At 55.5% G+C, this 21,319-nt stretch carries 18 protein-coding genes and 1 tRNA gene; 9 read left to right on the forward strand and 10 right to left on the reverse strand.

The genetic code is table 11. From position 1 onward, the window contains the following. The first annotated feature begins 21 nt into the window (after nt 1-21). Complete coding sequence (locus Q0816_RS23330) at nt 22-936, forward strand: LysR family transcriptional regulator (RefSeq protein WP_298855210.1); 915 nt, start codon at nt 22-24, stop codon at nt 934-936. Between the two features lie 464 nt (nt 937-1,400). On the opposite strand, the gene Q0816_RS23335 is transcribed toward Q0816_RS23330, so the two are convergent. Together Q0816_RS23335 and Q0816_RS23340 are read right to left on the reverse strand one after the other, a co-directional pair. Further along, nucleotides 1,401-2,564: an adenylate/guanylate cyclase domain-containing protein gene (locus Q0816_RS23335; RefSeq protein WP_298855212.1), complete on the reverse strand. Its 1,164-nt coding sequence runs from the start codon at nt 2,562-2,564 to the stop codon at nt 1,401-1,403. A 256-nt stretch (nt 2,565-2,820) separates the two neighbouring features. After that, nucleotides 2,821-3,807: a DMT family transporter gene (locus tag Q0816_RS23340; protein WP_298855214.1), complete on the reverse strand. Its 987-nt coding sequence runs from the start codon at nt 3,805-3,807 to the stop codon at nt 2,821-2,823. Between the two features lie 588 nt (nt 3,808-4,395). Here Q0816_RS23340 and Q0816_RS23345 point away from each other — a divergent pair. After that, a complete protein-coding gene (locus Q0816_RS23345; protein WP_298855217.1) occupies nt 4,396-5,733 on the forward strand; it encodes a serine hydrolase in 1,338 nt (445 codons plus the stop codon). 183 nt (nt 5,734-5,916) lie between these two features. Beyond that, the gene (locus Q0816_RS23350) at nt 5,917-8,706 is read left to right on the forward strand and encodes a bifunctional aconitate hydratase 2/2-methylisocitrate dehydratase (protein ID WP_298855221.1); all 2,790 of its coding nucleotides are present in this window, start codon (nt 5,917-5,919) and stop codon (nt 8,704-8,706) included. A 313-nt stretch (nt 8,707-9,019) separates the two neighbouring features. Here the strand turns inward: Q0816_RS23350 and Q0816_RS23355 are convergent, their stop codons facing one another. From Q0816_RS23355 to Q0816_RS23365, 3 genes are all read right to left on the reverse strand, one after another. Next, nucleotides 9,020-9,541 (reverse strand): N-acetyltransferase, encoded by a 522-nt coding sequence (locus tag Q0816_RS23355; RefSeq protein ID WP_298855224.1) that lies wholly within the window; start codon nt 9,539-9,541, stop codon nt 9,020-9,022. Further along, complete coding sequence (locus Q0816_RS23360) at nt 9,538-10,092, reverse strand: XRE family transcriptional regulator (protein WP_298855227.1); 555 nt, start codon at nt 10,090-10,092, stop codon at nt 9,538-9,540. The genes Q0816_RS23355 and Q0816_RS23360 overlap by 4 nt, the downstream gene beginning before the upstream one ends. A gap of 116 nt (nt 10,093-10,208) precedes the next feature. Next, nucleotides 10,209-11,225 (reverse strand): Fe(3+) ABC transporter substrate-binding protein, encoded by a 1,017-nt coding sequence (locus tag Q0816_RS23365; RefSeq protein ID WP_298855230.1) that lies wholly within the window; start codon nt 11,223-11,225, stop codon nt 10,209-10,211. A 290-nt stretch (nt 11,226-11,515) separates the two neighbouring features. On the opposite strand from Q0816_RS23365, the gene Q0816_RS23370 reads away from it, so the two are divergent. Then, nucleotides 11,516-11,839 carry a SemiSWEET transporter gene (locus Q0816_RS23370; protein WP_298855233.1) on the forward strand — a complete coding sequence of 108 codons (324 nt, stop codon included), beginning with the start codon at nt 11,516-11,518 and terminating at the stop codon, nt 11,837-11,839. A 63-nt stretch (nt 11,840-11,902) separates the two neighbouring features. On the opposite strand, the gene ykgO is transcribed toward Q0816_RS23370, so the two are convergent. Both ykgO and Q0816_RS23380 read right to left on the reverse strand, forming a co-directional pair. Further along, on the reverse strand, nt 11,903-12,028 hold the full coding sequence (gene ykgO / locus Q0816_RS23375) for a type B 50S ribosomal protein L36 (RefSeq protein ID WP_005648635.1): 126 nt from the start codon (nt 12,026-12,028) through the stop codon (nt 11,903-11,905). Nucleotides 12,029-12,118: 90 nt separating this feature from the next. Then, a tRNA-Val gene (locus Q0816_RS23380) sits at nt 12,119-12,193 on the reverse strand. 147 nt (nt 12,194-12,340) lie between these two features. Between Q0816_RS23380 and Q0816_RS23385 the strand changes: the two genes are divergently transcribed. Next, nucleotides 12,341-13,201 (forward strand): N-formylglutamate amidohydrolase, encoded by an 861-nt coding sequence (locus tag Q0816_RS23385; protein ID WP_298855235.1) that lies wholly within the window; start codon nt 12,341-12,343, stop codon nt 13,199-13,201. A gap of 2 nt (nt 13,202-13,203) precedes the next feature. Here the strand turns inward: Q0816_RS23385 and Q0816_RS23390 are convergent, their stop codons facing one another. Continuing rightward, nucleotides 13,204-14,457, reverse strand: coding sequence for a DNA polymerase IV (locus tag Q0816_RS23390; protein ID WP_298855236.1), 1,254 nt, complete (start codon nt 14,455-14,457; stop codon nt 13,204-13,206). Nucleotides 14,458-14,794: 337 nt separating this feature from the next. Further along, a complete protein-coding gene (gene pyrF, locus Q0816_RS23395) occupies nt 14,795-15,499 on the reverse strand; it encodes an orotidine-5'-phosphate decarboxylase (protein ID WP_298855238.1) in 705 nt (234 codons plus the stop codon). Between the two features lie 140 nt (nt 15,500-15,639). Between pyrF and Q0816_RS23400 the strand changes: the two genes are divergently transcribed. Then, nucleotides 15,640-15,957 carry a hypothetical protein gene (locus tag Q0816_RS23400; protein WP_298855239.1) on the forward strand — a complete coding sequence of 106 codons (318 nt, stop codon included), beginning with the start codon at nt 15,640-15,642 and terminating at the stop codon, nt 15,955-15,957. A gap of 126 nt (nt 15,958-16,083) precedes the next feature. Then, a complete protein-coding gene (gene clpB, locus Q0816_RS23405) occupies nt 16,084-18,702 on the forward strand; it encodes an ATP-dependent chaperone ClpB (RefSeq protein ID WP_298855240.1) in 2,619 nt (872 codons plus the stop codon). Between the two features lie 38 nt (nt 18,703-18,740). Here clpB and Q0816_RS23410 read toward each other — a convergent pair whose 3' ends face one another. After that, the gene (locus Q0816_RS23410; protein ID WP_298855242.1) at nt 18,741-19,277 is read right to left on the reverse strand and encodes a hypothetical protein; all 537 of its coding nucleotides are present in this window, start codon (nt 19,275-19,277) and stop codon (nt 18,741-18,743) included. A 242-nt stretch (nt 19,278-19,519) separates the two neighbouring features. On the opposite strand from Q0816_RS23410, the gene msrP reads away from it, so the two are divergent. Both msrP and msrQ read left to right on the forward strand, forming a co-directional pair. Then, nucleotides 19,520-20,422 (forward strand): protein-methionine-sulfoxide reductase catalytic subunit MsrP, encoded by a 903-nt coding sequence (gene msrP / locus Q0816_RS23415; RefSeq protein ID WP_298855244.1) that lies wholly within the window; start codon nt 19,520-19,522, stop codon nt 20,420-20,422. A 4-nt stretch (nt 20,423-20,426) separates the two neighbouring features. Beyond that, a complete protein-coding gene (gene msrQ / locus Q0816_RS23420) occupies nt 20,427-21,041 on the forward strand; it encodes a protein-methionine-sulfoxide reductase heme-binding subunit MsrQ (RefSeq protein ID WP_298855246.1) in 615 nt (204 codons plus the stop codon). Nucleotides 21,042-21,319 lie beyond the last annotated feature (278 nt).

Genomic DNA, 21,319 nt, shown 5'->3' on the forward strand with positions numbered 1-21,319 from the left:
TTTTGATAGTTTTTGGAACAGATGGCACAAAAGACAGAAATAGAAATCCTACTGACCGTGGTTGATCACGGCAGTTTTTCGGCCGCTGCCCGCGTTTTGGGATACACCCCATCTGCCGTGGGCAAGCGGGTGTATCAGTTGGAGCAGAGGTTGCGGGTGCCTCTGCTTGTCCGCTCGACCCGGCGCATGACTTTGACGGAGGCGGGGCAGCGATATGTGGCGGGAGCGCGGGATATTCTTGCCCGCCTGACAACATTGGAAGAGGATATTGCCGATGATGCCGGCAACCTGAGCGGCACGATCCGCCTGACAAGTTCAGCGGCACTTGGCCAGTTGCATGTGGTCCCTTTGGTGATCGAATTCATGGAACTCAATCCGGAAGTCGAAATCGATCTGCTGCTGACGGACAAGATCGTTGACCTAGTCGGAGAGGGCTTCGATATCGCGGTCCGCAGTGGCGTGTTGCCTGACTCATCTCTCATCTCGCGAAAGCTGATGAACAATCGGCGGGTTCCCTGCGCCGCGCCCGCATATCTCGAACAGCATGGTGTTCCTCGGCAACCGGAGGAACTCACATCACACAGATGTCTTCGCCTGGGGCAGGAAAAACAGCTTTCGGATTGGGGCTTCATGCGATCCGTTGGGGGTTTGTCGCGGTTTGGTCCAGGCTTCTCCTGCAACAGTCTTGATGCGCTCCACGCGGCGTGCCGCGCAGGACGCGGCATAGCATGGCTGCCGGAGTTTCTAGTCTCACATGACTTGCACATAGGTCGCTTGCTCCCGGTATTGCCCGATCATATGGAACCGAGTGCTGGCGGCGGAATCTACATTCTGCGCCCGGAAATGCCCTTCCTGCCACTACGTATTCGGGCCTTTGTCGACTTCCTCGCCGATCGTTTCACTGACGGGGCCACTAGGAGTTTTACTGACAGTTGACGTAACGCCAGCAATTCACGCATTTCACTGTTCTCCAGTATCGCTGAATGCCGAAGGTCACCAATTGCAGTCTTCAGCATTGCCTGAGCCGGCTCGTCGGAGGTCACACCGATAGACGGAGGTAGCCTTTGCAAGGGTTTGAAGAGATAATCCGTCGGTTTCCAGTTGCTTCTCGATCCAGTCGGCGCGATATCGCCTGGACGGAAGGCGAATGTCCTTTCGACGCCCGACGCGAATAGCTCAGATTCCGCGTTGCCCTTGACCCTCAGGGCGAAAGACAGGTCTTCCTCCAGCAATGTAGCAAGCACGGAAGACCCGACCATGCCGGTGGCCCCGGTCAAAAGGGCGCGACCCAGCGGTCTGACAGTATGCTCATCCTGCATGGGCGCGACGTTCCGCTTCGACTTTCAAGCCGCGATTGAAGGCTTGATATCCGCCAAAGTCATGACGTCGAGTGACCGACCTTATTCGATAAGATGGAACAACTCGATTGCACCCGTAATGCCGCGAATATTATGGACACCGCACACAGAAAACAGTTCCGGTGCCGCTTCTGCGACGGCGCCTGTCGTCAGCACTCTGTGTCCCAATGATTTGGTTAAGCCTTCAATCCTACTCGCAACATTGACCGCGCTACCCAACACTGTGAAATCAAGCCTGTCAGGGCTGCCAATATTGCCGTAGCTAACCTGCCCTACATTGATGCCAATTCCGATGTCCAACGGCGGCTTTCCCTGCTCGACGCGCCTTTTATCTAATGCGGCAAGACCGGTGAGCGCGTCTTGCGCAGCACGCACCGACTGACGGCATTGGTGGATGCGATCTCGGGGTGCGTCAATCGTAAAAACAGACAAAACTCCGTCGCCCATGAATTTGAGAACGTCCCCTCCGTTATCCTCTACAGCCTGAACGATCAGGTCGAAATAACCATCCAGCGCATCGAAAACATCCTCTTCATCTGCGGTATCCGTCAACGCGGTAAAACCACGAAGGTCAGAGAACATCACGACAGCTTCCAGGGACGTGCGCTCACCGCGTTTGATCGTTCCGTTGTAGACGGCTTCGGACGGTTCATTGCCAAGGTATGTGCGCAGCAGACTCTGGGAAGACTTGCGCATGGTGATCGGTTCCATGGCCGAAGACAGGGCTGGCAACGCGGCTTCGATCATCTCCAGATGCTGGGTCAAGAACCCATCCTTGGACCGTGTGACGAAGGTACATCCGTGCAGTGAGCCGTCCCCGTAGTATAGCAGTGTCGCATAGTAATCCGTGCCGCCAAGTTCAGCGAACTCAAGGTAAGATATGTGGTCCATTTCCGTGTCAAGACCGCGCAGACTTTTGTGCAGTGGGCGCCTGTGCTCCAGAATGTACTCGAACGAACTGCCAACATAGCCATCCGTGAGCATACGAGCATGAGTTACATCGTAGCTTTCAGTTTCTTCAGGTGTCCAGACAACGCCCCACGCAATAAGCAAGGGGTTGGCGAACCGCTGGCCAATATTGACGCGCCACAGCGGTACTCCCGCCTCGATTAGTGAAGTGCAGAAATGCGACACGATCCTAACTGGATCGCTCGAGCGGCGTCCTTCATCCATCATCCAGTCGGCAAGTTGAGCAATTTGTTCCATCGTGGCAGAATAGTTTCCAAAAAATTCAGAGCAAACCGACTTAGTCTGATGGGCTTGAAGCAATCCCGTGTATGCCGCAGCCGAAAACCGGTGGTATCGTATCTGATACACTATGAAGATTACGCAGTGCCGGGCCTGTTCAGCAAGAGGAGAGCGAAATTGGGCGCTGACAGCGGGTTTGCCGACCATTGGTTCAAGAGTGCTCAACGTAAACAAATCGGACAGAACTGACCGTCAATTCTTCCAGCTTTGACGACTAGTACCGAGGGTGCACTCTCTTTTCGATGATCACTTTCCTCGTCTTTTTACGCTCTCGCAAGAAAACAAACAGGCCTGATCCCAGAATCAGCGCAATACCAATCGCGACTGGCAGGTTTGGAAGTTCCCCCCAGATCACCCATCCCCAGAAAATTGCCATTGGAAGACCGACGTACTCAAACGGTGCTACCGTTGCGGCATCCGCCATACGGTAGGCTTGGCCAAGGCAATACCCGACGACTGCAGAATTGAATCCAAGCCCGACGAACAGCCATCGGTCCGTACTTTCCGGCCAAACCCAGGCGCGCAGCAAGAATATCAAGCTCTCGCTTTCGAACTTGTTCGCAAAGCGCCCATCCCCGGCCACCAACCAGAACAACAGGCTGACGACGATAAAGCATGCTTGAATGTAAACAGCCATCGCTGAGGCCTTGGATTTTGCGCCAAGGAAGCGGGTTAACACATTGTTGAGCGCATAGGTGAAGGCACCAAGAACCGGCAGGAAATACACCAAAAGGCCAACTTCACGTTCGCCACCGACCTCCCATGGGCGGGTCATAATCACCACTCCCATAAATCCTGCAACTACGGCGCCAATCCGCATCGGTCCAACTTTTTCGCCAAGCAGTGGAATGCTGAGCAACGTAATCATCAAGGGCGCGACGAAGAAGACGGCAGTGGCTTCGGCCAGGGGTATGACGGCCAAAGCCGTGAAAAACGTCAGATTGGCAACAACAATGAGCAAACCGCGTAGAAGGTGAAGGCCCGGTTGATCTGTTTTGAGAATGCGCCAACCACCTTCGATCTGTACCAATGCTAAACTGAACCCGAGTCCGATCAGCGATCTCGTAAGAACCAGCTGATGCAAAGGGTAGCCGCCAGACAAGAATTTGATCAGCATATCATTGATGGAAATCGCCAGTATTCCGATCAGAATGAATGCAATACCAACTGTTGAGTTTTGCAGTTTTTGATCCGCTGTCATGGAGTGCCCTTTCATATGGCCACTAACACGGACCATTGAACGGGTCACGTTTCTTTACGATACCCTTTGACAATCGGGCAATTGACCGAAGCTGGCAAAGTACATCCACATGTTTTTGCGCGTAAAAGGTCCTGTTGCGTTTCTTACGCGCCGCAGGTCGCCAGGTGGCTGTGAAGAGATCGATGCGACGGTCTCGCACTCTATTTAACGGTGACGAGGATGTATTTGACGATACAGACTCCGTCCGCCCATGGAACCACGTGGTTTTTGGAACATTGTCTCTCGAATGCTGTCATGGGGTTCACGAGTTGCGCGGCTATTCCCGCCAAAGCTGCAATATTTGGGATCCCTAGCAATCCAAAATGAAGAGGCGGCGCAGAGTTTTGTCGAATACCGATCCGGAGACTCGCGAGCGGGATGGACCAGGCCTTCCGGATGTTGTGCATTTGGTGGCCTGTCACCGTTCGGTGGGAAAAACGCGGGAACTGCCGATTGGCATCAACGGTCTACGTAACGGAAGAGTAGTAAAACCGACCCTGTTGCTTCTAACGTTCGCTGACAAAATATCAGCAGGCGTAGGTTTAACAGATGTTCAGGAAAGTATTGAAAACGGTTGGTGGTGTCGCGGTTCTGGGCGCCACTGGTCTGGTTGGCTATCTGTTGATTTCACCTCCGAATCTTTTGAAAGTGGGAACGAACTACTCTGCCAAGATTGTCTGTTCGAACGTTTTCATTGCTGGGCGTGATCCAGATGAGGTCCTTACACTGGACGTGCAGGCCCCTGGGCACCCGCTGCTCAAACACGTCTCGATCAAGGTTGACCGGAAGGCGCAGACTGTTCAGGCACGGCTTTTTCGGTTTTTTGCGCCCGCCACGTCGCAGTTTCGCCAAGGGCTTGGTTGCACCAACGTTCATGATGCCCCCCTAAGTGCGCAGACGCTTGAGGCCCTTGATCCCTTGCCTGCAGGTCTTTGGCCAAATGGAAGCGACGTCGCCTTGTCTCAAGACCCCAAAGTTCAGACAGTCATGTCGGATGACAGCTTGCTTGGCGACGGTTACCGCGCTGTAGTGGTGGTTCGAAACGGGCGCATTGTTGCCGAACGTTATGCCGAAGGGTTCGATGCGGACACACCATTGTTGGGCTGGTCCATGACCAAGACGGTCACAGCGGGATTGATCGGCATATTGATTGACGCAGGTCGGATGAACGTATCGGACACGCTCGTCGACAGCTTTCCCCAATGGGCAGAAGACGCAAGGCGGGACATTACTGTTGCCGACATGCTGGCCATGACAAGTGGTCTGCAATGGAATGAAGAATACGGCGACGTTTCGGACGTGACCCGGATGCTGTATCTCAGCGATGACATGGCCGATTTTGCTGCTGACCGCGTACCTGAAACAGACGTTGGTGCCGATTTTAACTATTCCTCGGGTACGTCCACTGTGTTGTCCCGGGTGTGGCAGGACAAGCTGTCCGATGGCGGTTTGACCTATCCACGAGATGCGCTTTTTGCACCGCTTGGCATGACGTCGGCGATCGTTGAGACAGACGTCAGCGATACCTTCATCGGGTCCAGCTATATGTACGCCACAGCCCGTGACTGGGCCAGGTATGGGCAGTTTCTATTGCAAAAGGGGGTCTGGGGCGGTGTTCAGGTATTACCTGAAGGATTTGTGGATTGGATGTTCGAACCCGTTGCTGTTTCGGACGGGAAATATGCCAAAGGCCATCTTTGGCTGGAAGCGCCGGGCGATTTGCCTCCGTTTGAGGACGCGGTCTGGTTGCAGGGGCATGACGGCCAGTTCATTGGGATATTTCCGTCCCATGACATGGTTGTCGTGCGGATGGGGCTAACACCATCCCGTCTGGGCTATTCCTCATTGCCGTTGGCGAAAGAGCTTTTTTCGGCTTTTGAGAATTAGGGTAAGCAAGCCGCCACTCTACGCTCTGCCGAACATTTCGGCGGGGTTCCCGGATGGATCAGGACACCGGGTCGCAGGCAGGCATCTTGCAAGTCGGGAAATTTTAGTATACCGCCGCATACAAACGTAAGGCACCAGTCTTTTTCTTAGGCCCGGTGCACCAGCTAAATGGTCGGAACCGTCATGAGCCTTTATACAGACTACCTGATTGAAATCGAAACCCGCAAAGAGCAGGGCCTTAGCCCCAAGCCCATTGACGATGGGGCGCTGGCGAAAGAGATCATCGATCAGATCCGCGATCCCCGGAACGAACACCGCGCGGATTCGTTGAACTACTTCATCTATAACACGCTACCCGGCACAACCAGCGCCGCCGGTGAAAAGGCCCGCTTTCTGAAAGAGATCATTCTGGGCGAAGCGGACGTCGAAGAAATCTCGCAGGATTTTGCGTTTGAATTGCTGTCACACATGAAAGGTGGCCCGTCGGTTGAGGCATTGCTTGACCTTGCGCTTGGAGATGACGCAGCGATTGCTGTCAAAGCGGCTGAGGTCCTGAAAACGCAGGTCTTCCTTTATGATGCTGATACAGACCGTCTGAAAGCCGCGTTTGAGGCGGGCAACCCCGTCGCGCGGGACATCCTGGAAAGTTATGCCAAGGCCGAGTTCTTCACCAAGCTCCCCGACATCGACGAAGAGATCAAAGTCGTTACCTATGTCGCCGCCGAAGGCGATATCTCTACCGACCTGCTGTCGCCTGGCAACCAGGCGCACTCGCGTGCCGATCGGGAACTGCACGGCAAGTGCCTGATCTCCGAGAAGGCGCAGCAAGAAATTGAGGCGCTGAAGCTGCAGCACCCCGATAAGCGCGTAATGCTGATCGCGGAAAAAGGCACCATGGGTGTCGGGTCGTCGCGCATGTCCGGTGTGAACAACGTGGCGCTGTGGACCGGCAAGCAGGCAAGCCCTTATGTGCCCTTTGTCAACTTTGCCCCAATCGTGGCGGGCACGAACGGCATTTCGCCGATCTTCCTGACCACAGTGGGCGTAACCGGCGGTATCGGTCTCGACCTGAGAAACTGGGTCAAGAAGGTGGACGAAGACGGCAACCCGATCCTGAACAACGACGGCAACCCGATCCTTGAAGAGAAATATTCAGTCGCAACAGGCACGGTCCTGAAGATCAACACCAAAGATCGCAAGCTCTTGAGTGAAGAGGGCGAAGAACTGGTGGACGTACCCGCGTCCTTTACTCCGCAAAAAGTGGAGTTCATGAAAGCAGGCGGCTCTTACGCGATCGTCTTCGGCAAGAAACTGCAGACAATTGCGGCCGAGACGTTGGGTGTCGAAGCGCCTCTGGTCTTTGCCTTGTCCAAGGAAATCAGCCACGAGGACCAGGGCCTGACCGCGGTCGAAAAGATTTTTAACAAGAACGCCGTGGGCGTAACGCCAGGCAAGATCTTGCATGCGGGTTCGGACGTGCGTGTGAAGGTCAACATCGTGGGGTCGCAGGACACTACTGGTCTGATGACCATGCAAGAACTTGAGGCGATGGCTGCGACCGTTGTGTCCCCGATCGTTGACGGAGCTTATCAGTCCGGGTGTCACACCGCGTCGGTATGGGATTTAAAAGCGCAGGCCAACACGCCGCGCCTGATGAAGTTCATGAATGATTTCGGCCTCGTCACAGGTCGTGATCCGAAAGGCGTCTATCATTCAATGACTGACGTGATCCACAAGGTGCTGAACGATATCACCGTGGATGACTGGTCGGTCATCATCGGCGGCGACAGCCACACCCGTATGTCCAAGGGCGTGGCCTTTGGTGCGGACTCGGGTACCGTGGCACTGGCGCTGGCAACGGGTGAAGCCTCGATGCCGGTCCCGGAATCGGTCAAGGTGACTTTCAAGGGCCAGATGGCCGAGCACATGGATTTCCGCGACGTGGTTCATGCCACCCAGGCGCAAATGCTGGAACAGCATGGCGACAACGTGTTCCAGGGCCGCGTGATCGAAGTGCATATCGGGACGCTGCTGGCGGACCAGGCCTTTACGTTCACCGATTGGACCGCTGAGATGAAAGCCAAGGCTTCGGTCTGTATCTCGAACGACGAGACTTTGATTGGTTCGCTGGAGCTGGCCAAGTCGCGCATCCAGATCATGATCGACAAGGGTATGGAGCATGAAAACGGCATGCTGCAGAAGTTGATCAACATCGCCGATGCACGCATCGCCGAGATCAAATCGGGTGAAAAACCTGCTCTGCAGCCTGATGGCAACGCGAAGTATTTCGCTGAGGTCGTCGTCGATCTGGATCAAATCGTAGAGCCGATGATCGCCGACCCGGATGTCAACAACGCTGATGTCTCCAAGCGTTACACTCACGATACGATCCGCCCGATCTCTTACTACAATGCTGAAAAGCATGTAGATCTGGGCTTTGTCGGGTCGTGCATGGTGCACAAGGGCGACATCAAGATTGTCGCACAGATGTTGAAGAACCTTGAGAAGGAAGCCGGTAAAGTCGAATTCAAGGCGCCGCTGGTGGTCGCGGCCCCGACCTACAACATCATCGACGAGTTGAAGGAAGAGGGCGACTGGGAAGTGCTCGAGAAATACTCGGGCTTCGAATTCGACGACCTATTCCCGAAACAGCAAGCCCGTACCGAGTATGAGAACATCCTGTACCTTGAACGTCCGGGCTGTAACCTGTGCATGGGCAATCAGGAGAAAGCTGCCAAGGGTGACACGGTTCTTGCGACGTCAACCCGTCTGTTCCAGGGCCGCGTCGTGGCAGATGCACCGGACAAGAAAGGCGAAAGTCTGCTGGCATCAACACCGGTTGTGGTTTTGTCGGCCATCCTGGGCCGAACGCCGAATATCGACGAATACAAAACCGCTGTTGAAGGCATTGACCTGACCAAATTCGCTCCTCCGATGGAAAAACCGGCGGGCGCGAAGTCGGCTCACTTCTAAACGCGAACCTTCAGGCAAAAAAATTGATCGCCCGGGCGCCCTTCAGGTGGCCGGGCGGTTTTTTGTTTGGTGTGCGGTGTTAAAGTTGCAATCGGCGTTATGGGCAAAGCCGGATTTCAACAGGCGCCTCATGCTAAAGGCCTCCAGATCTTCGGGTATCTTCACATGGTCCTTCTGTACCAAGTCATGATCCCCTGCAGTTGAGGCACTTTCGACGATCGGCGCGGTTTCGACCAGGCGCAAAAACGAGATGCTCTTTTCTGCGGATTTGTGAGCGCCCCAGAAGCAAAGGCGACAGGGCAGCTGTTCGGCGTCAGCCAGACAGGTCTTTATACATGTAAGTTGTAGGCTCCAAGCTAAGTTCGAACGGGTTCCGGCAGTAATTCGGAATTTCCCCTGCAATCTGAAACCCGAGCCCTTGATAGAGCAGCCTTGAAGGATCGGTGCTGCGCGTATCAAGGACCAGCATCGTGCGCCTTACCTCTTTTGTCCGTATGAAGAGGGCTTCCATCAAAGCGCGACCGAAACCACGCCGTCGGGCGTTCGGGTGCACCAATAGCTTCGCGACATCGGCGCGATGCGGCTGATTTGGCATGGCCGCCGGGATCAATTGTACTGTGCCCTGAATGCGCCCATTGTCATGGACGACAAATACATCCAGTTCACCGGACTTTAATCCGGTCTGAACGGTTTGCAGCCAATACCTGCGTGCATCTTCCATAGTAAACGGAAGGATGAAGCCGATGCTGGCCCCGGCGTGGACGCAGGCGTGCAGAATTTCGGCCAGATCATCAAGCGCTGCGTCGAATTCGATACTGTTTAGACGTGTGATCATATCAGCATCAAAAGATAACGCGCTCCGCGCGATGCCCCGGTTTCAAATCGCGTCGGGCCGGACAGGTGATAGCGCAGGCAATCTCCGGCGCTCAACGTATGGGGGGTTCCGTCAACAGTAAGTGTAAGCGCGCCATCAATTAGGATCAGATGATGTTCCTGTCCGGATTTGGGCGGTGCCTCGTAAGTGATGACCGTGTCACGAGGCAGGTGACATTCCACGACCTCAGCGTTCAGGCCGTTTGCGGGGGGCGAAACCGCACGTCGGGTAAAACCGGTCTCGGGATCGCGCCATTCGGTCTGACGTTCAAACGGTACTTTGGGGTCAAAACTGTCTTCGACCATCATCAAAAGCCGCGACATTGGCAGGTCATAAGCGGCACAGAGACGGCCAAGGTTTTCTGCCGTGGGGCTGACCTCTCCTTTCTCCATTCGGGACAGCGTAGCGCGGCTGATCTCGCTTTGTGCTGCCAGTTGATCCAGCGACCATCCGCGCCCGTGGCGCAGTTCGCTTAAGCGGATGGCGAGACGGTTTGAAAGGTTATCGAGCATCGTCCACTTTAGAGAAAATATATCATATACGAGAGGAATATAAAGTAATAATTAGAATGTAAATGAAAAAGGCGCAGAATCTCTGCGCCCTTTCAAGATTTTGACGATGCAGTGGATTACTTCCAGCCGACCTCGTTAAAGATCTTCTGTGCTTCCGGGATGTTCTTGGCGACTTCCGACAGGTTCACTTCGTCCGCCTTGAATTCACCCAGTGCCTTAACCGATTCAGCCAGTTCAACGCTCTGTACAGCCGGGAATTCGTCATTGCCCGCCGAGAAATACACCTGCGCCTGATCGCCGGCCAGGTATTCAAGGAACAAGATCGCGTTCTCCTTGTTCGGCGCGTGCGCCGCGACGCCACCGCCCGACAAGTTCATATGCGCACCATAGCTATCTTGGTTAGGGAAGACCCAGCCGATCATGTCACGTTCAGCCGACAGTCCTTTGACGTCTTTGCGGATTGCCCGGGCAAAGTAATAGGTGTTCGATACGGCGATTTCGCATTCGCCCGAAACGATGCCCCGCAGCTGGTCGGTGTCACCACCCTGAGGGTCACGCGCCATGTTGGCAACGATACCTTCAGCCCAGGTTTTCGCAGCTTCTGCACCTTCATGTGTGATGATCGAGGCCAGCAGGGTCTGGTTGTATGTATTGGTCGATGACCGGATGCAGATCAGATCTTTGTATTCCGGCTTTGCCAGATCCGCGTAAGTGGCTGGTGGATTGGTGACGTTTTCCTTATTGTAAAAAATGATCCGGCCGCGCTGCGACAGGCCGAACCACTGATTGTCGGAGTCCTGCAGATTGGCTGGGATGCGCTCTTCCAGGGTTTCGCTTTTGATTGGCTGCAGGATGCCCGCATCCTTGGCCCGTGCCAAACGTGAGGTATCAACAGTCAGCATCACATCTGCCGGAGAGTTCGCGCCTTCTGCTTCCATCCGCGCGATCAATTCGTCGGCTTTGCCTTCGATCCGGTTGATTTTGATGCCGGTTGCGTCCTCAAAATCTGTGTACAGACGTTCGTCGGTATCATAGTGGCGCGACGAATAAAGGTTAAGCTCGCCTTCGGCAGCGGCCGAGGTCGCTATCGTTGCCGACAGAGCGGCGGCCAGGCAGGTTGTGGATTTCAGCATGGTGTGCCCCAACAATTGAATTTCGCGTCGGCTGATAACCCGACTGATTTGCTCAATTATACGATTCTCGGCAGGATGCAAGTAAATCCGACAGATTTACTTGGTCAAATGACCGCAGGTGCACTGTAGCGGTTTGAATGTCGGGTATTGTAGCAGACGAAAAATCTGTGTGGGTCCTGAGTGTTTTGTCCCAACGGATTGGTCGACGAAAGCGAAGAAACTGGTTAATGACGCCATTTGTCAGCAAAAGGCACACTTGCCTTGAGCACGCTGTGAGCAAAGGAAATGGAATGACCGAAACGCTTGCTGAGAAAATCGGCAAATCGAAACCCGGCCAATTGATGGCGCGCTTTGAAGGTTTCATGGTATTTATAGGGGTGGTCGGGCCATTTGCTACACTGCCGCAACTTGTGAAGCTCTACTTCACGCATTCACAACACGCGACGGGGCAATCCCTGTTGTCGTGGTCGCTTTACGCTGGCCTGTCGATGTTATGGTTTTTCTACGGATTGGTTGTTGGAAAGCTTCCCATTTATGTGGGTAACGGGATCTCAATGATTCTAAACCTGCTTATGGTCATCGGTATCCTGATTCACGCAGGGTTGACGTTTTGAAGTGTGGTCCAAAAAAAAACCGCGCTCGAAAACGCGGTTTTTTAAAACAGTAACGTTAAGTTCTTAGCCCTGACGCGCTTTGAACTTGCGCTGCGTCTTGTTGATCACGTAGACGCGGCCTTTGCGACGCACAACCCGGCAATCACGGTGCCGGTTCTTGAGCGAGCGGAGCGAGTTCTTGACCTTCATGGTCTGTCTCCAATCTGCGGCGCCTTCATCAAGGACGTGGCCAGCGCCTGGGTTAGTCGGGTGTCCCGGAAACCCGGAACAGTGAAAACATGGTGGGCGGTACAAGGATCGAACTTGTGACCCCTTCGATGTCAACGAAGTGCTCTACCGCTGAGCTAACCGCCCATGTCCCTTTGCGTGCCCTGCCCCATAACGAAATGGGGCGCGGATACCCGCGCCGGTAGCGGGGTCTATAAAAGGAGTCGCAAAGGGGTTCAAGGGGTTTGGAAGAACTATTTTCCGGTCTATGTTGATTACGAACACGGAGAGATCATGCAGAACGCAGCCTTTGTATTGGATATGCCGGAAAACCGCAGTTCATGCGTGGTTTTTTCATCCCCACACAGCGGTCGGGACTATCCCCAGGCGTTTTTGAAGCGATCCGTTTTGAACCAGAGCGTGATTCGATCCTCGGAAGATGCTTTTGTCGATCAATTGTTTGCTTCTGCTACCGAGAATGGCGCGCCGTTGATAAAAGCGGCCATGCCGCGCGCCTATCTGGACCTGAATCGCAGTCTGGACGAACTGGATCCGGCGCTGATCAGCGGTGCGCGCAGGCATGGGCATAACCCACGAGTCGCATCAGGGTTAGGCGTGATTCCCCGCGTCGTGGCCAATGGGCGGGCGATTTACAGTGGCAAGCTGACTATGGACGACGCGCGGCTGCGCATCGACACTTATTGGCGTCCCTATCATGCCCGATTGAAATCGCTGCTGGCCGAATCGCACGAGAAATTCGGTCAGGCCATTCTGGTGGATTGCCACTCGATGCCGCACGAGGCGGTGGCGATGGCTGGCACGACCCGCAACAAACGGCCCGAGATCGTTTTGGGTGATCGGTTTGGCGCGTCAGCATCTTCCGAAATCGTGGATCTCATTGAATCGGCTTTTTCGTCAGCAGGTCTGAACGTCGCGCGCAATGCCCCGTTTGCCGGTGCTTATGTAACTCAGACCTACGGCCGGCCCGGTCGTCAGCAGCACGCGATACAGATCGAAATCGACCGTGCCCTGTATATGGACGAAGAAAAGATTGCGCCGAACGCCAACTTCATGGCGTTTTCGAAACTCCTTCGGCAAGTGGTTCGCGAAATTTCCAGCATCGGTTCGAAACCGGTTCGTCTGGCTGCGGAATGAGGCTAGCGTAACGCACGGCCTTTCAAGATTGCTTTGGCTCCGAACCTCTGGCGGATTTCATCCGTGGCACGCTCGGCCTGCGATCTGCGGACCGCCCCCGGGTCGAGCAGGTCACCAGAGATATCGGCCTGATCCGCCGGGCAAAGATCGGACAGGCCACAGCCCAAAAGGCGGTATGGACCCTGATCACCAACCTGATCGAAAAGCCCCTTTGCGGTGCGATAAATCCTGTCCGCAATCTGCGTTGCGTCGCGCAACGAGACACGTCGTGTCAGGGTTTTGTGATTGGCCTTTTTCAGCTTTAAGGTAACGACCCTGCCAGCCAGGTCTTTGGCCTTGGCCCGGTCCGAGACTTTCAGGGCCATCCGCCACAAATGACCATCCAGAACGTCGGGGTTAGCGGTATCTTCGAAAAATGTGGTCTCATTGCTGATGGATTTCATTGGTTCATGGGCTGAAACGCGCCGTTTGTCCTGCCCCCGGGCCAGATGCCACAGGCGATATCCCATCGCGCCGAAACGCGCGGTCAGAGCCTCCTGATCCCAACGCAGCAAATCACTGAAGGTACGGATTCCAGCCCGTTCCAGCGATTCCTGCGCGGCCGGGCCAATACCCCATATCAGCCGTACCGGTTTGTTATTCAGAAACTCTGCCGTTTCCGCCTTGCCGATGACTGAAAACCCGCGCGGTTTGTCCAGATCCGAGGCCACCTTGGCCAGAAACTTGTTGTGGCTCAGGCCGATAGACCCAGTCACGCCCAGTTCATCCTTCATGCGTTTGACCAGGCGTGCCAGCATGATGGCCGGTGGGGCTCCGTGCAGGCGCTCAGTGCCTGACATATCCATGAAGGCTTCGTCCAGAGACAGCGGTTCGACCACAGGCGTCAGTTCATCCATCATGGCGCGGATGTCGCGCGACACTTCGGCATAGACAGACATACGCGGTTTTATCACAACGGCGTCCGGGCAGAGTTGCAGCGCTTTGAACATGGGCATGGCAGATCGCACGCCGCGAATCCGGGCCACGTAGCAAGCCGTTGAAACGACGCCGCGCTTGCCGCCACCGATGATGACCGGCTTGTCCGCCAATTCCGGATCGTCCCGCTTTTCAACCGAAGCATAAAAGGCATCGCAATCCATATGAGCGATCGACAGGTCAAACAATTCTGGATGTGCCTTCACCCTCGGGCTGCCACAAGCGGTGCAGCGTCGTTCGTTTGTCAAAGGGGTCAGGCAATCTCGGCAAAGACCTGGCATCTGCGTCCTCGTGTGTTCCGCAGTTGGCTTGGGGGTTCTTTATATCATCCCCCAACAGCGAGCAAAGGTCATTCGGAGAAAAGAAGACCCCCCGCAATTTCGCGGGGGGAAGTAACGAACCTCAGGAAGAGATGGTTCGTTGGGGAGTAATTCCCCTTAAGAATCGCCAAGTTTTCCGGTCTTAGATAGGATGAAGACCAGTTTGCTAAAACTCGCTTTTTGAATGTGTGTTTTCTGGCACAGGGACGATTTGGCGCGGTTTCGCGAAAAATTGACGTAAGGTCAACTTGTTGCGGCGGTTTATGAACACGAAAAATGTCTGAAACGGATGGCCCGCTCAGTGCACTTTCAGACAATTTAACTCGGCCAGAACGGCTTCGGCGGCGGATTTTGGATCCTCTGCCTGATAAATCGGGCGGCCAACAACGATGTGATCGGCACCATCCTGAATGGCACTGGCCGGGGTCGCCACACGTTTTTGGTCACCAAGGGCAGCACCAGCCGGGCGCACGCCGGGGGTTACGATCAGGCGCCCTTCGGCCTGAGGAAGAGCACGGATCAAGGCGGCTTCCTGGGGGCTGGCAATGACGCCGTCGGCCCCGGCCTCCAGCGCTTTGGCAGCGCGTTCAACGACCAGATCCTGTACGTCACCGGCTTTCAGAAGGCTCGCGTCCAGATCATCGCGGTTCAGCGAGGTCAGGATTGTCACGGCTAATATTTTCAGGTCTTTGCCTGACGCACCTTCTTTTGCTGCACGAACTACGTGGGGGTCACCATGTACAGTCAGGAAATCCAGATCGAACTGCGCTAGTCCCCGCACCGCGTTTTCCACCGTATTTCCGATGTCGAACAGCTTCATGTCCAGAAAGATGCGTTTGCCGTGGTCCTGTTTCAGTTCGTTGGCCAGTGCTAGTCCACCTCCGGTGAGCATACCCAAACCGATCTTGTAGAACGAGATGCTGTCACCCAGGCGTTCAGCCATGGCCAGACCGTGCAGGGCATTGGGAACATCGAGGGCTACGATCAGGCGATCATCGGACATGAGGGCGCTCCTTTTTGGCAAACGTCTGCGTCCTAACGGGTTTGGGTGTTCCTGTCCATCTGGGAAGCTGGCGCGGGCCGTTTCATTTTATGCTATCGTGTCCCGTATTAGGCACTTGATTTCAAAGTAAGGGACAGAAAATGAAGAAGCTGGTTTTACTGGTTGCTGTGATTGCGTTGGCTGCATGTGATGAAACCCCGCCTGAAACACTAGAAACCGGGGCTGCGCCAGCGCCGACAAATGACGAATTGCGTTTGGTAGGAGGCTACAGGTCAGAAGAAGACTGGTGTCAGCTTACCGGTGAGACTGCCTTTACCGGCAATTTCCTGGATCATACGGCTGATCTCGTCTCATGCCCAAGCGGCAGTGCAGCGGCCCAGTCTTTGGTGGAAGATCTGAGCGCGGTTCAGGTGGCAGAGACCGGGGGTTACACCGTCTATACGATTCAACGCGAATAGGGGTGATTTCTGAGTCTTAGCCTCTTGAACCCACCAAGATATTTCCCAGATTGAATGTGAGGCTTCGACCGATATGTGCCGCCAAGCGGGCATGTCAAAACGAGGCGCTTGGAAAAGGAGAATAGCATGGACTTGAACAAGTTCACCGAGCGGGCACGGGGATTCGTGCAGGCGGCGCAGACCATTGCGCTGCGCGAAGGGCACCAGAGATTGGAGCCTACACATATACTAAAAGCATTGATGGATGATGATCAGGGGCTAGCGAGCAACCTGATTACACGCGCGGGCGGCGCGCCCAACCGCGTGGTTGAAGCGCTGGATGCGGCGATGGGCAAGATCCCAAAGGTCAGCGGCGACGCAAGCCAGATCTACATGGACGGCCAGACTGCAAAGGTTCTGGACGAGGCCACGAAGATTGCCACCAAGGCGGGTGATAGCTTTGTGCCAGTCGAACGGGTGCTGATGGCGCTGTGCATGGTCAAATCCAAGGCCAAAGAGGCATTGGAAGCTGGCGCTGTGTCAGCCCAGAAGCTTAACGAGGCGATCAACGACATCCGCAAGGGTCGCACCGCAGACACCGCGTCGGCGGAAGAGGGTTATGACGCGCTCAAGAAATACGCGCGCGACCTGACCGAGGCTGCGGCTGAGGGCAAGATCGACCCGATCATCGGGCGGGATGAGGAAATCCGCCGTTCGATGCAGGTTCTGTCGCGCCGCACCAAGAACAACCCGGTTTTGATCGGGGAACCCGGTGTCGGTAAAACCGCGATTGCCGAAGGCATGGCCTTGCGCATCATCAACGGCGACGTGCCGGAATCGCTGCGTGACAAGAAGCTGCTGGCGCTCGACATGGGTGCGCTGATCGCTGGTGCGAAATATCGCGGTGAGTTCGAAGAACGGCTCAAGGCCGTTCTGACCGAAGTCACCGAGGCCGCCGGTGAGATCATCCTGTTCATCGATGAGATGCACACGCTGGTCGGCGCCGGTAAATCCGACGGCGCGATGGATGCCGCCAACCTGATCAAACCTGCGCTTGCCCGGGGTGAACTGCATTGTATCGGTGCGACCACGCTGGATGAGTACCGCAAATACGTTGAAAAAGACGCGGCCCTTGCGCGACGGTTCCAGCCCGTTTTGGTTGCCGAACCGACGGTCGAGGACACGATCAGCATCCTGCGTGGTATCAAGGAAAAGTACGAGTTGCACCATGGCGTGCGAATCTCAGACTCGGCGCTGGTCTCGGCGGCGACCCTGTCGCATCGCTATATCACCGACCGCTTCCTGCCTGACAAAGCCATCGACCTTGTCGATGAGGCGGCGTCGCGGTTGCGGATGGAAGTGGATTCCAAGCCGGAAGAACTCGATCAGCTGGATCGCCAGATTCTGCAGATGCAGATCGAGGAAGAGGCGTTGAAGCTTGAAGATGACGCGGCATCCAAGGATCGTCTGGAGAACTTGCAAAAGGATCTGGCCGACCTGCAGGAGAAATCCGCTGAGATGACCGCGCAGTGGCAGGCCGAACGCGACAAGCTCGCGGGTGCGCGTGATCTGAAAGAACAGCTCGATAAGGCGCGGGCCGATCTGGAGATCGCCAAGCGGGAAGGCAATCTGGCGAAAGCCGGTGAGCTGTCCTATGGCGTCATCCCCGAGCTTGAGAAAAAGCTGACCGAGGCCGAGAACGCCGAAAGCAACGCCATGATGGCTGAGGAAACGGTGCGTCCGGAACAGATCGCTTCGGTGGTCGAGCGCTGGACCGGCATCCCGACTTCAAAAATGCTGGAAGGTGAGCGCGAGAAACTACTGCGGATGGAAGACGATCTGCATTCCCGCGTGATCGGTCAGGATGCAGCGGTGACCGCAGTGGCCAACGCCGTGCGCCGCGCGCGTGCGGGCCTGAACGACGAGGGCCGCCCGCTTGGCTCGTTCCTGTTCCTCGGGCCCACCGGCGTGGGTAAGACCGAGCTGACCAAGGCCGTGGCGAACTTCCTGTTCGACGACGACAACGCGATGGTGCGCATCGATATGTCCGAGTTCATGGAAAAACACGCGGTCGCCCGTCTGATCGGGGCGCCTCCGGGCTATGTCGGTTATGACGAAGGCGGCGTGTTGACCGAAGCCGTGCGGCGCAGGCCCTATCAGGTCGTGCTGTTTGACGAGGTCGAAAAGGCGCACCCGGATGTGTTCAACGTGCTGTTGCAAGTTCTGGACGATGGCGTGCTGACCGATGGTCAGGGCCGGACAGTGGACTTCAAACAGACGCTGATCATCCTGACGTCGAACCTTGGCTCGCAGGCGCTCAGCCAATTGCCCGAAGGGGCCGACAGCGCGCAGGCACGGCGCGATGTGATGGATGCCGTCCGGGCACATTTCCGGCCCGAGTTCCTGAACCGTCTGGACGAGACCATAATTTTCGACCGCCTCAAGCGGGCCGATATGGATGGCATCGTCGATATCCAGATGGCGCGCCTGCAGAAACGTTTGGCAGCTCGCAAGATCGAGCTGGTTTTGGATGATGCGGCCAAGGAATGGTTGGCTGACGAAGGCTATGACCCGGTCTTCGGTGCACGCCCGCTAAAGCGCGTGATCCAGCGTGCATTGCAGAACCCGCTGGCCGAAGCGCTGCTGGCGGGGGAGATCAGGGATGGCGAGACCGTCCCCGTGACTGCCGGGCCTGATGGCCTGATCATTGGCGACCGATTGGGGACGTCAGAACGGCCCCGTCCTGACGATGCGGTCGTGCACTGAGCCAATGACACATAAAACCCGCCTTTCCGGCGGGTTTTTTATGCCGGCGACCTGTAGCCTTTGTTCACATAGTCGGTCAGGACCTGCATCCAGACCTGAGCCTTCTCCATCGGAAACTGCGCCGTAAATCGCAGCTTCACAATGCAGTCATCCACAACGCCCACAGCCAACAACTCGGACACGCCGTCCGATGTTTCCACCTCGGCCCGAAGCGGCAGGACCTGAGACGCATCGCGCACCTGGTACGCTTTGATTTCCCCCAGAGTGGTACCGCGCCGCTCGGCCACCGAAGCTATGTCCCGCGCAGCTTGTTTGAAGCTTTCAAGAGCCATCTCGGCAGAAATGTTCTTTTGCCGCTCATCATAGAAGAACACGGTGATCTTGGACGACGGATCAGCGAAGATCGCAGAATAGCCAAGGCCGGGATGCTCGCTCTCATATTCATTAGACCCCACCTGATTCAAATCACCAAACACCTGCGGCGCACGGTCAAATAGGTTCTTGCAGGATTGTACATCGGCCAAAGCCGACCCGTCCAGCATCGATAGAGAGAATACAAGTGTTTTAAGCATCATTGTACGATTGCGTTCCAAACAAGAAAATACGTTCAAGTTATGCTGACTTCACTTTACGGCGAAATTTTGTCTTGGCCAGGCTGTGGGCTGGAAGCCTAAATAGCAACTGACCGGGCTTTGGGCGATCGACGCCATCCGACAATACGTTACAATCACTTCGCTCAATCGTGACGCCTGTTTCCTTGGCTCTGTGCTATCAGACATTACCTCATCCCTGAGGCTGACTGATTACGGAGACCCATATGGCGCATCGCTGGACCAACACTTTGACACATGCCGACGTTACCCCCCGGGCGGCGTTCCTAAACCGGAGGCAGGTTATGGTCGGGTTGGCAGGTGTCGGTTTAACCGCGATGTCCAAACCGGCTGCGGCACAAGACGCCTTGGAGCCAAATACATGGGAAGAGGTCACGACGTACAATAACTACTATGAGTTCGGGACCGGAAAAGATGACCCCGCGAAATATGCTCATACTCTGGTGACCGAACCCTGGAGCGTCAAGATTGATGGTCTGGTTGACCGTCCGGGTGACTATGATTTCCAGAGCATCCTATCCGAGATGACGATTGAAGAGCGGATCTATCGATTCCGCTGCGTAGAGGCCTGGTCGATGGTCATTCCGTGGAACGGGTTCGAGCTGGCGGACCTTCTGAATATGGCAGGGATGCAGGAAGGCGCGAAATATGTGGCATTCGAGACAGCCTACCGCCCGGAAGAAATGCCGGGAACACGGTTCCCAATTCTCGAATGGCCGTACCGCGAGGGCTTGCGTTTGGATGAGGCGATGCACCCGCTGACGATCATGGCCACCGGTATCTATGACCGCCCGATTCCAAATCAGAACGGTGCGCCATTGCGTTTGGTTGTGCCATGGAAATACGGCTTCAAATCGATCAAGTCGATTGTCCGGATTACACTCACGGAAGAAGAACCGCCCACCAGCTGGAACATGTCCAGTCCGCGCGAATACGGGTTTTACAGTAATGTGAATCCCAACGTGGATCATCCGCGCTGGTCTCAGGCCTCCGAGCGTGAGATCGGCGGTGGGCTGTTTGCGTCGCGCAAGCCGACCCTGATGTTCAACGGCTATGAAGAAGAGGTCGCCGGTCTTTACGAGGGTATGGATCTGGCCAAGAACTACTAGGATCATGCAGGCGATTAACCAGACACTCCGTCGTATTCCGGTATGGGCCATATATCTGCTGGGGGTGCTGCCTGCCCCCTGGCTGTTCTATCTTGGCTTGACCGGTGGACTGGGGATCGAACCGATCGAAGCACTGGAACATCGCTATGGCGAGCTGGCCCTGCAACTCTTGATTGCAGGTCTGGCTGTAACGCCTTTGCGTAGGATTGCCGGTCTGAACCTGATGAAGTTCCGCCGTGCCATCGGGGTGCTGACTTTTGTTTATGTCAGCCTGCACCTTCTCGTCTGGCTGGTTCTGGATGTGCAGATCCCCAGCCAGATCTGGGCGGACATCCTCAAGCGTCCGTATATAACGGTCGGCATGGCGGCCTTTCTTACCCTGCTTCCGTTGGCGCTGACGTCCAACAACTGGTCGGTGCGACGACTCGGGCCGCGTTGGCGGAAACTGCACCGCTTTGTATACCCGGCTGCTTTTCTGGGGGCTGTGCATTACGTCATGCTGGCAAAAGGGTTTCAAATCGAGCCGCTAGCCTATCTGGCAACAATCTTCGCCTTGCTTGCCCTGCGCCTGCCGATTCCCAACCTGTCTCTCCGGTCCAACAACGCAGATTCTGCCTGACTCGAAAGTGAGTCTGTGGGTAATTGTGTCCATAAGGCAGTTGAGCATGGCATCGCACCTGACTTTCTGCGGATCCTTGCGGTATCGCGCTTGGCGAAATCTACATAAAGTATTGAAAATAAATGATTAAAGAACTTTTTGAGAATTTCTTTTGTTTTTGTGTATTTTCCACTTGCGGCTTGGTCGGGTTATACTTAGAACCCCCTTCACCGGCGCTGCTGAGGTGGTGCTGACGGGTCGGAGAGACGGCCTGACGGACTGGAAAGACGGTTGAGACG

The organism is uncultured Ruegeria sp. (genome assembly GCF_947497005.1).
Taxonomy (GTDB): domain Bacteria; phylum Pseudomonadota; class Alphaproteobacteria; order Rhodobacterales; family Rhodobacteraceae; genus Ruegeria.

Bases quoted from the DNA above. Each gene is read 5' to 3' on its own strand.
- Q0816_RS23385 (WP_298855235.1), top strand. From the start codon at position 12,341: ATGCAGAACGCAGCCTTTGTATTGGATATGCCGGAAAACCGCAGTTCA.
- Q0816_RS23345 (WP_298855217.1), top strand. From the start codon at position 4,396: ATGTTCAGGAAAGTATTGAAAACGGTTGGTGGTGTCGCGGTTCTGGGC.
- clpB (WP_298855240.1), top strand. From the start codon at position 16,084: ATGGACTTGAACAAGTTCACCGAGCGGGCACGGGGATTCGTGCAGGCG.
- Q0816_RS23370 (WP_298855233.1), top strand. From the start codon at position 11,516: ATGACCGAAACGCTTGCTGAGAAAATCGGCAAATCGAAACCCGGCCAA.
- Q0816_RS23330 (WP_298855210.1), top strand. From the start codon at position 22: ATGGCACAAAAGACAGAAATAGAAATCCTACTGACCGTGGTTGATCAC.
- Q0816_RS23340 (WP_298855214.1), bottom strand. From the start codon at position 3,807: ATGACAGCGGATCAAAAACTGCAAAACTCAACAGTTGGTATTGCATTC.
- Q0816_RS23400 (WP_298855239.1), top strand. From the start codon at position 15,640: ATGAAGAAGCTGGTTTTACTGGTTGCTGTGATTGCGTTGGCTGCATGT.
- Q0816_RS23350 (WP_298855221.1), top strand. From the start codon at position 5,917: ATGAGCCTTTATACAGACTACCTGATTGAAATCGAAACCCGCAAAGAG.
- Q0816_RS23365 (WP_298855230.1), bottom strand. From the start codon at position 11,225: ATGCTGAAATCCACAACCTGCCTGGCCGCCGCTCTGTCGGCAACGATA.
- Q0816_RS23335 (WP_298855212.1), bottom strand. From the start codon at position 2,564: ATGGAACAAATTGCTCAACTTGCCGACTGGATGATGGATGAAGGACGC.
- Q0816_RS23360 (WP_298855227.1), bottom strand. From the start codon at position 10,092: ATGCTCGATAACCTTTCAAACCGTCTCGCCATCCGCTTAAGCGAACTG.
- Q0816_RS23355 (WP_298855224.1), bottom strand. From the start codon at position 9,541: ATGATCACACGTCTAAACAGTATCGAATTCGACGCAGCGCTTGATGAT.
- Q0816_RS23410 (WP_298855242.1), bottom strand. From the start codon at position 19,277: ATGATGCTTAAAACACTTGTATTCTCTCTATCGATGCTGGACGGGTCG.
- msrQ (WP_298855246.1), top strand. From the start codon at position 20,427: ATGCAGGCGATTAACCAGACACTCCGTCGTATTCCGGTATGGGCCATA.
- ykgO (WP_005648635.1), bottom strand. From the start codon at position 12,028: ATGAAGGTCAAGAACTCGCTCCGCTCGCTCAAGAACCGGCACCGTGAT.
- Q0816_RS23390 (WP_298855236.1), bottom strand. From the start codon at position 14,457: ATGCCAGGTCTTTGCCGAGATTGCCTGACCCCTTTGACAAACGAACGA.
- msrP (WP_298855244.1), top strand. From the start codon at position 19,520: ATGGCGCATCGCTGGACCAACACTTTGACACATGCCGACGTTACCCCC.
- pyrF (WP_298855238.1), bottom strand. From the start codon at position 15,499: ATGTCCGATGATCGCCTGATCGTAGCCCTCGATGTTCCCAATGCCCTG.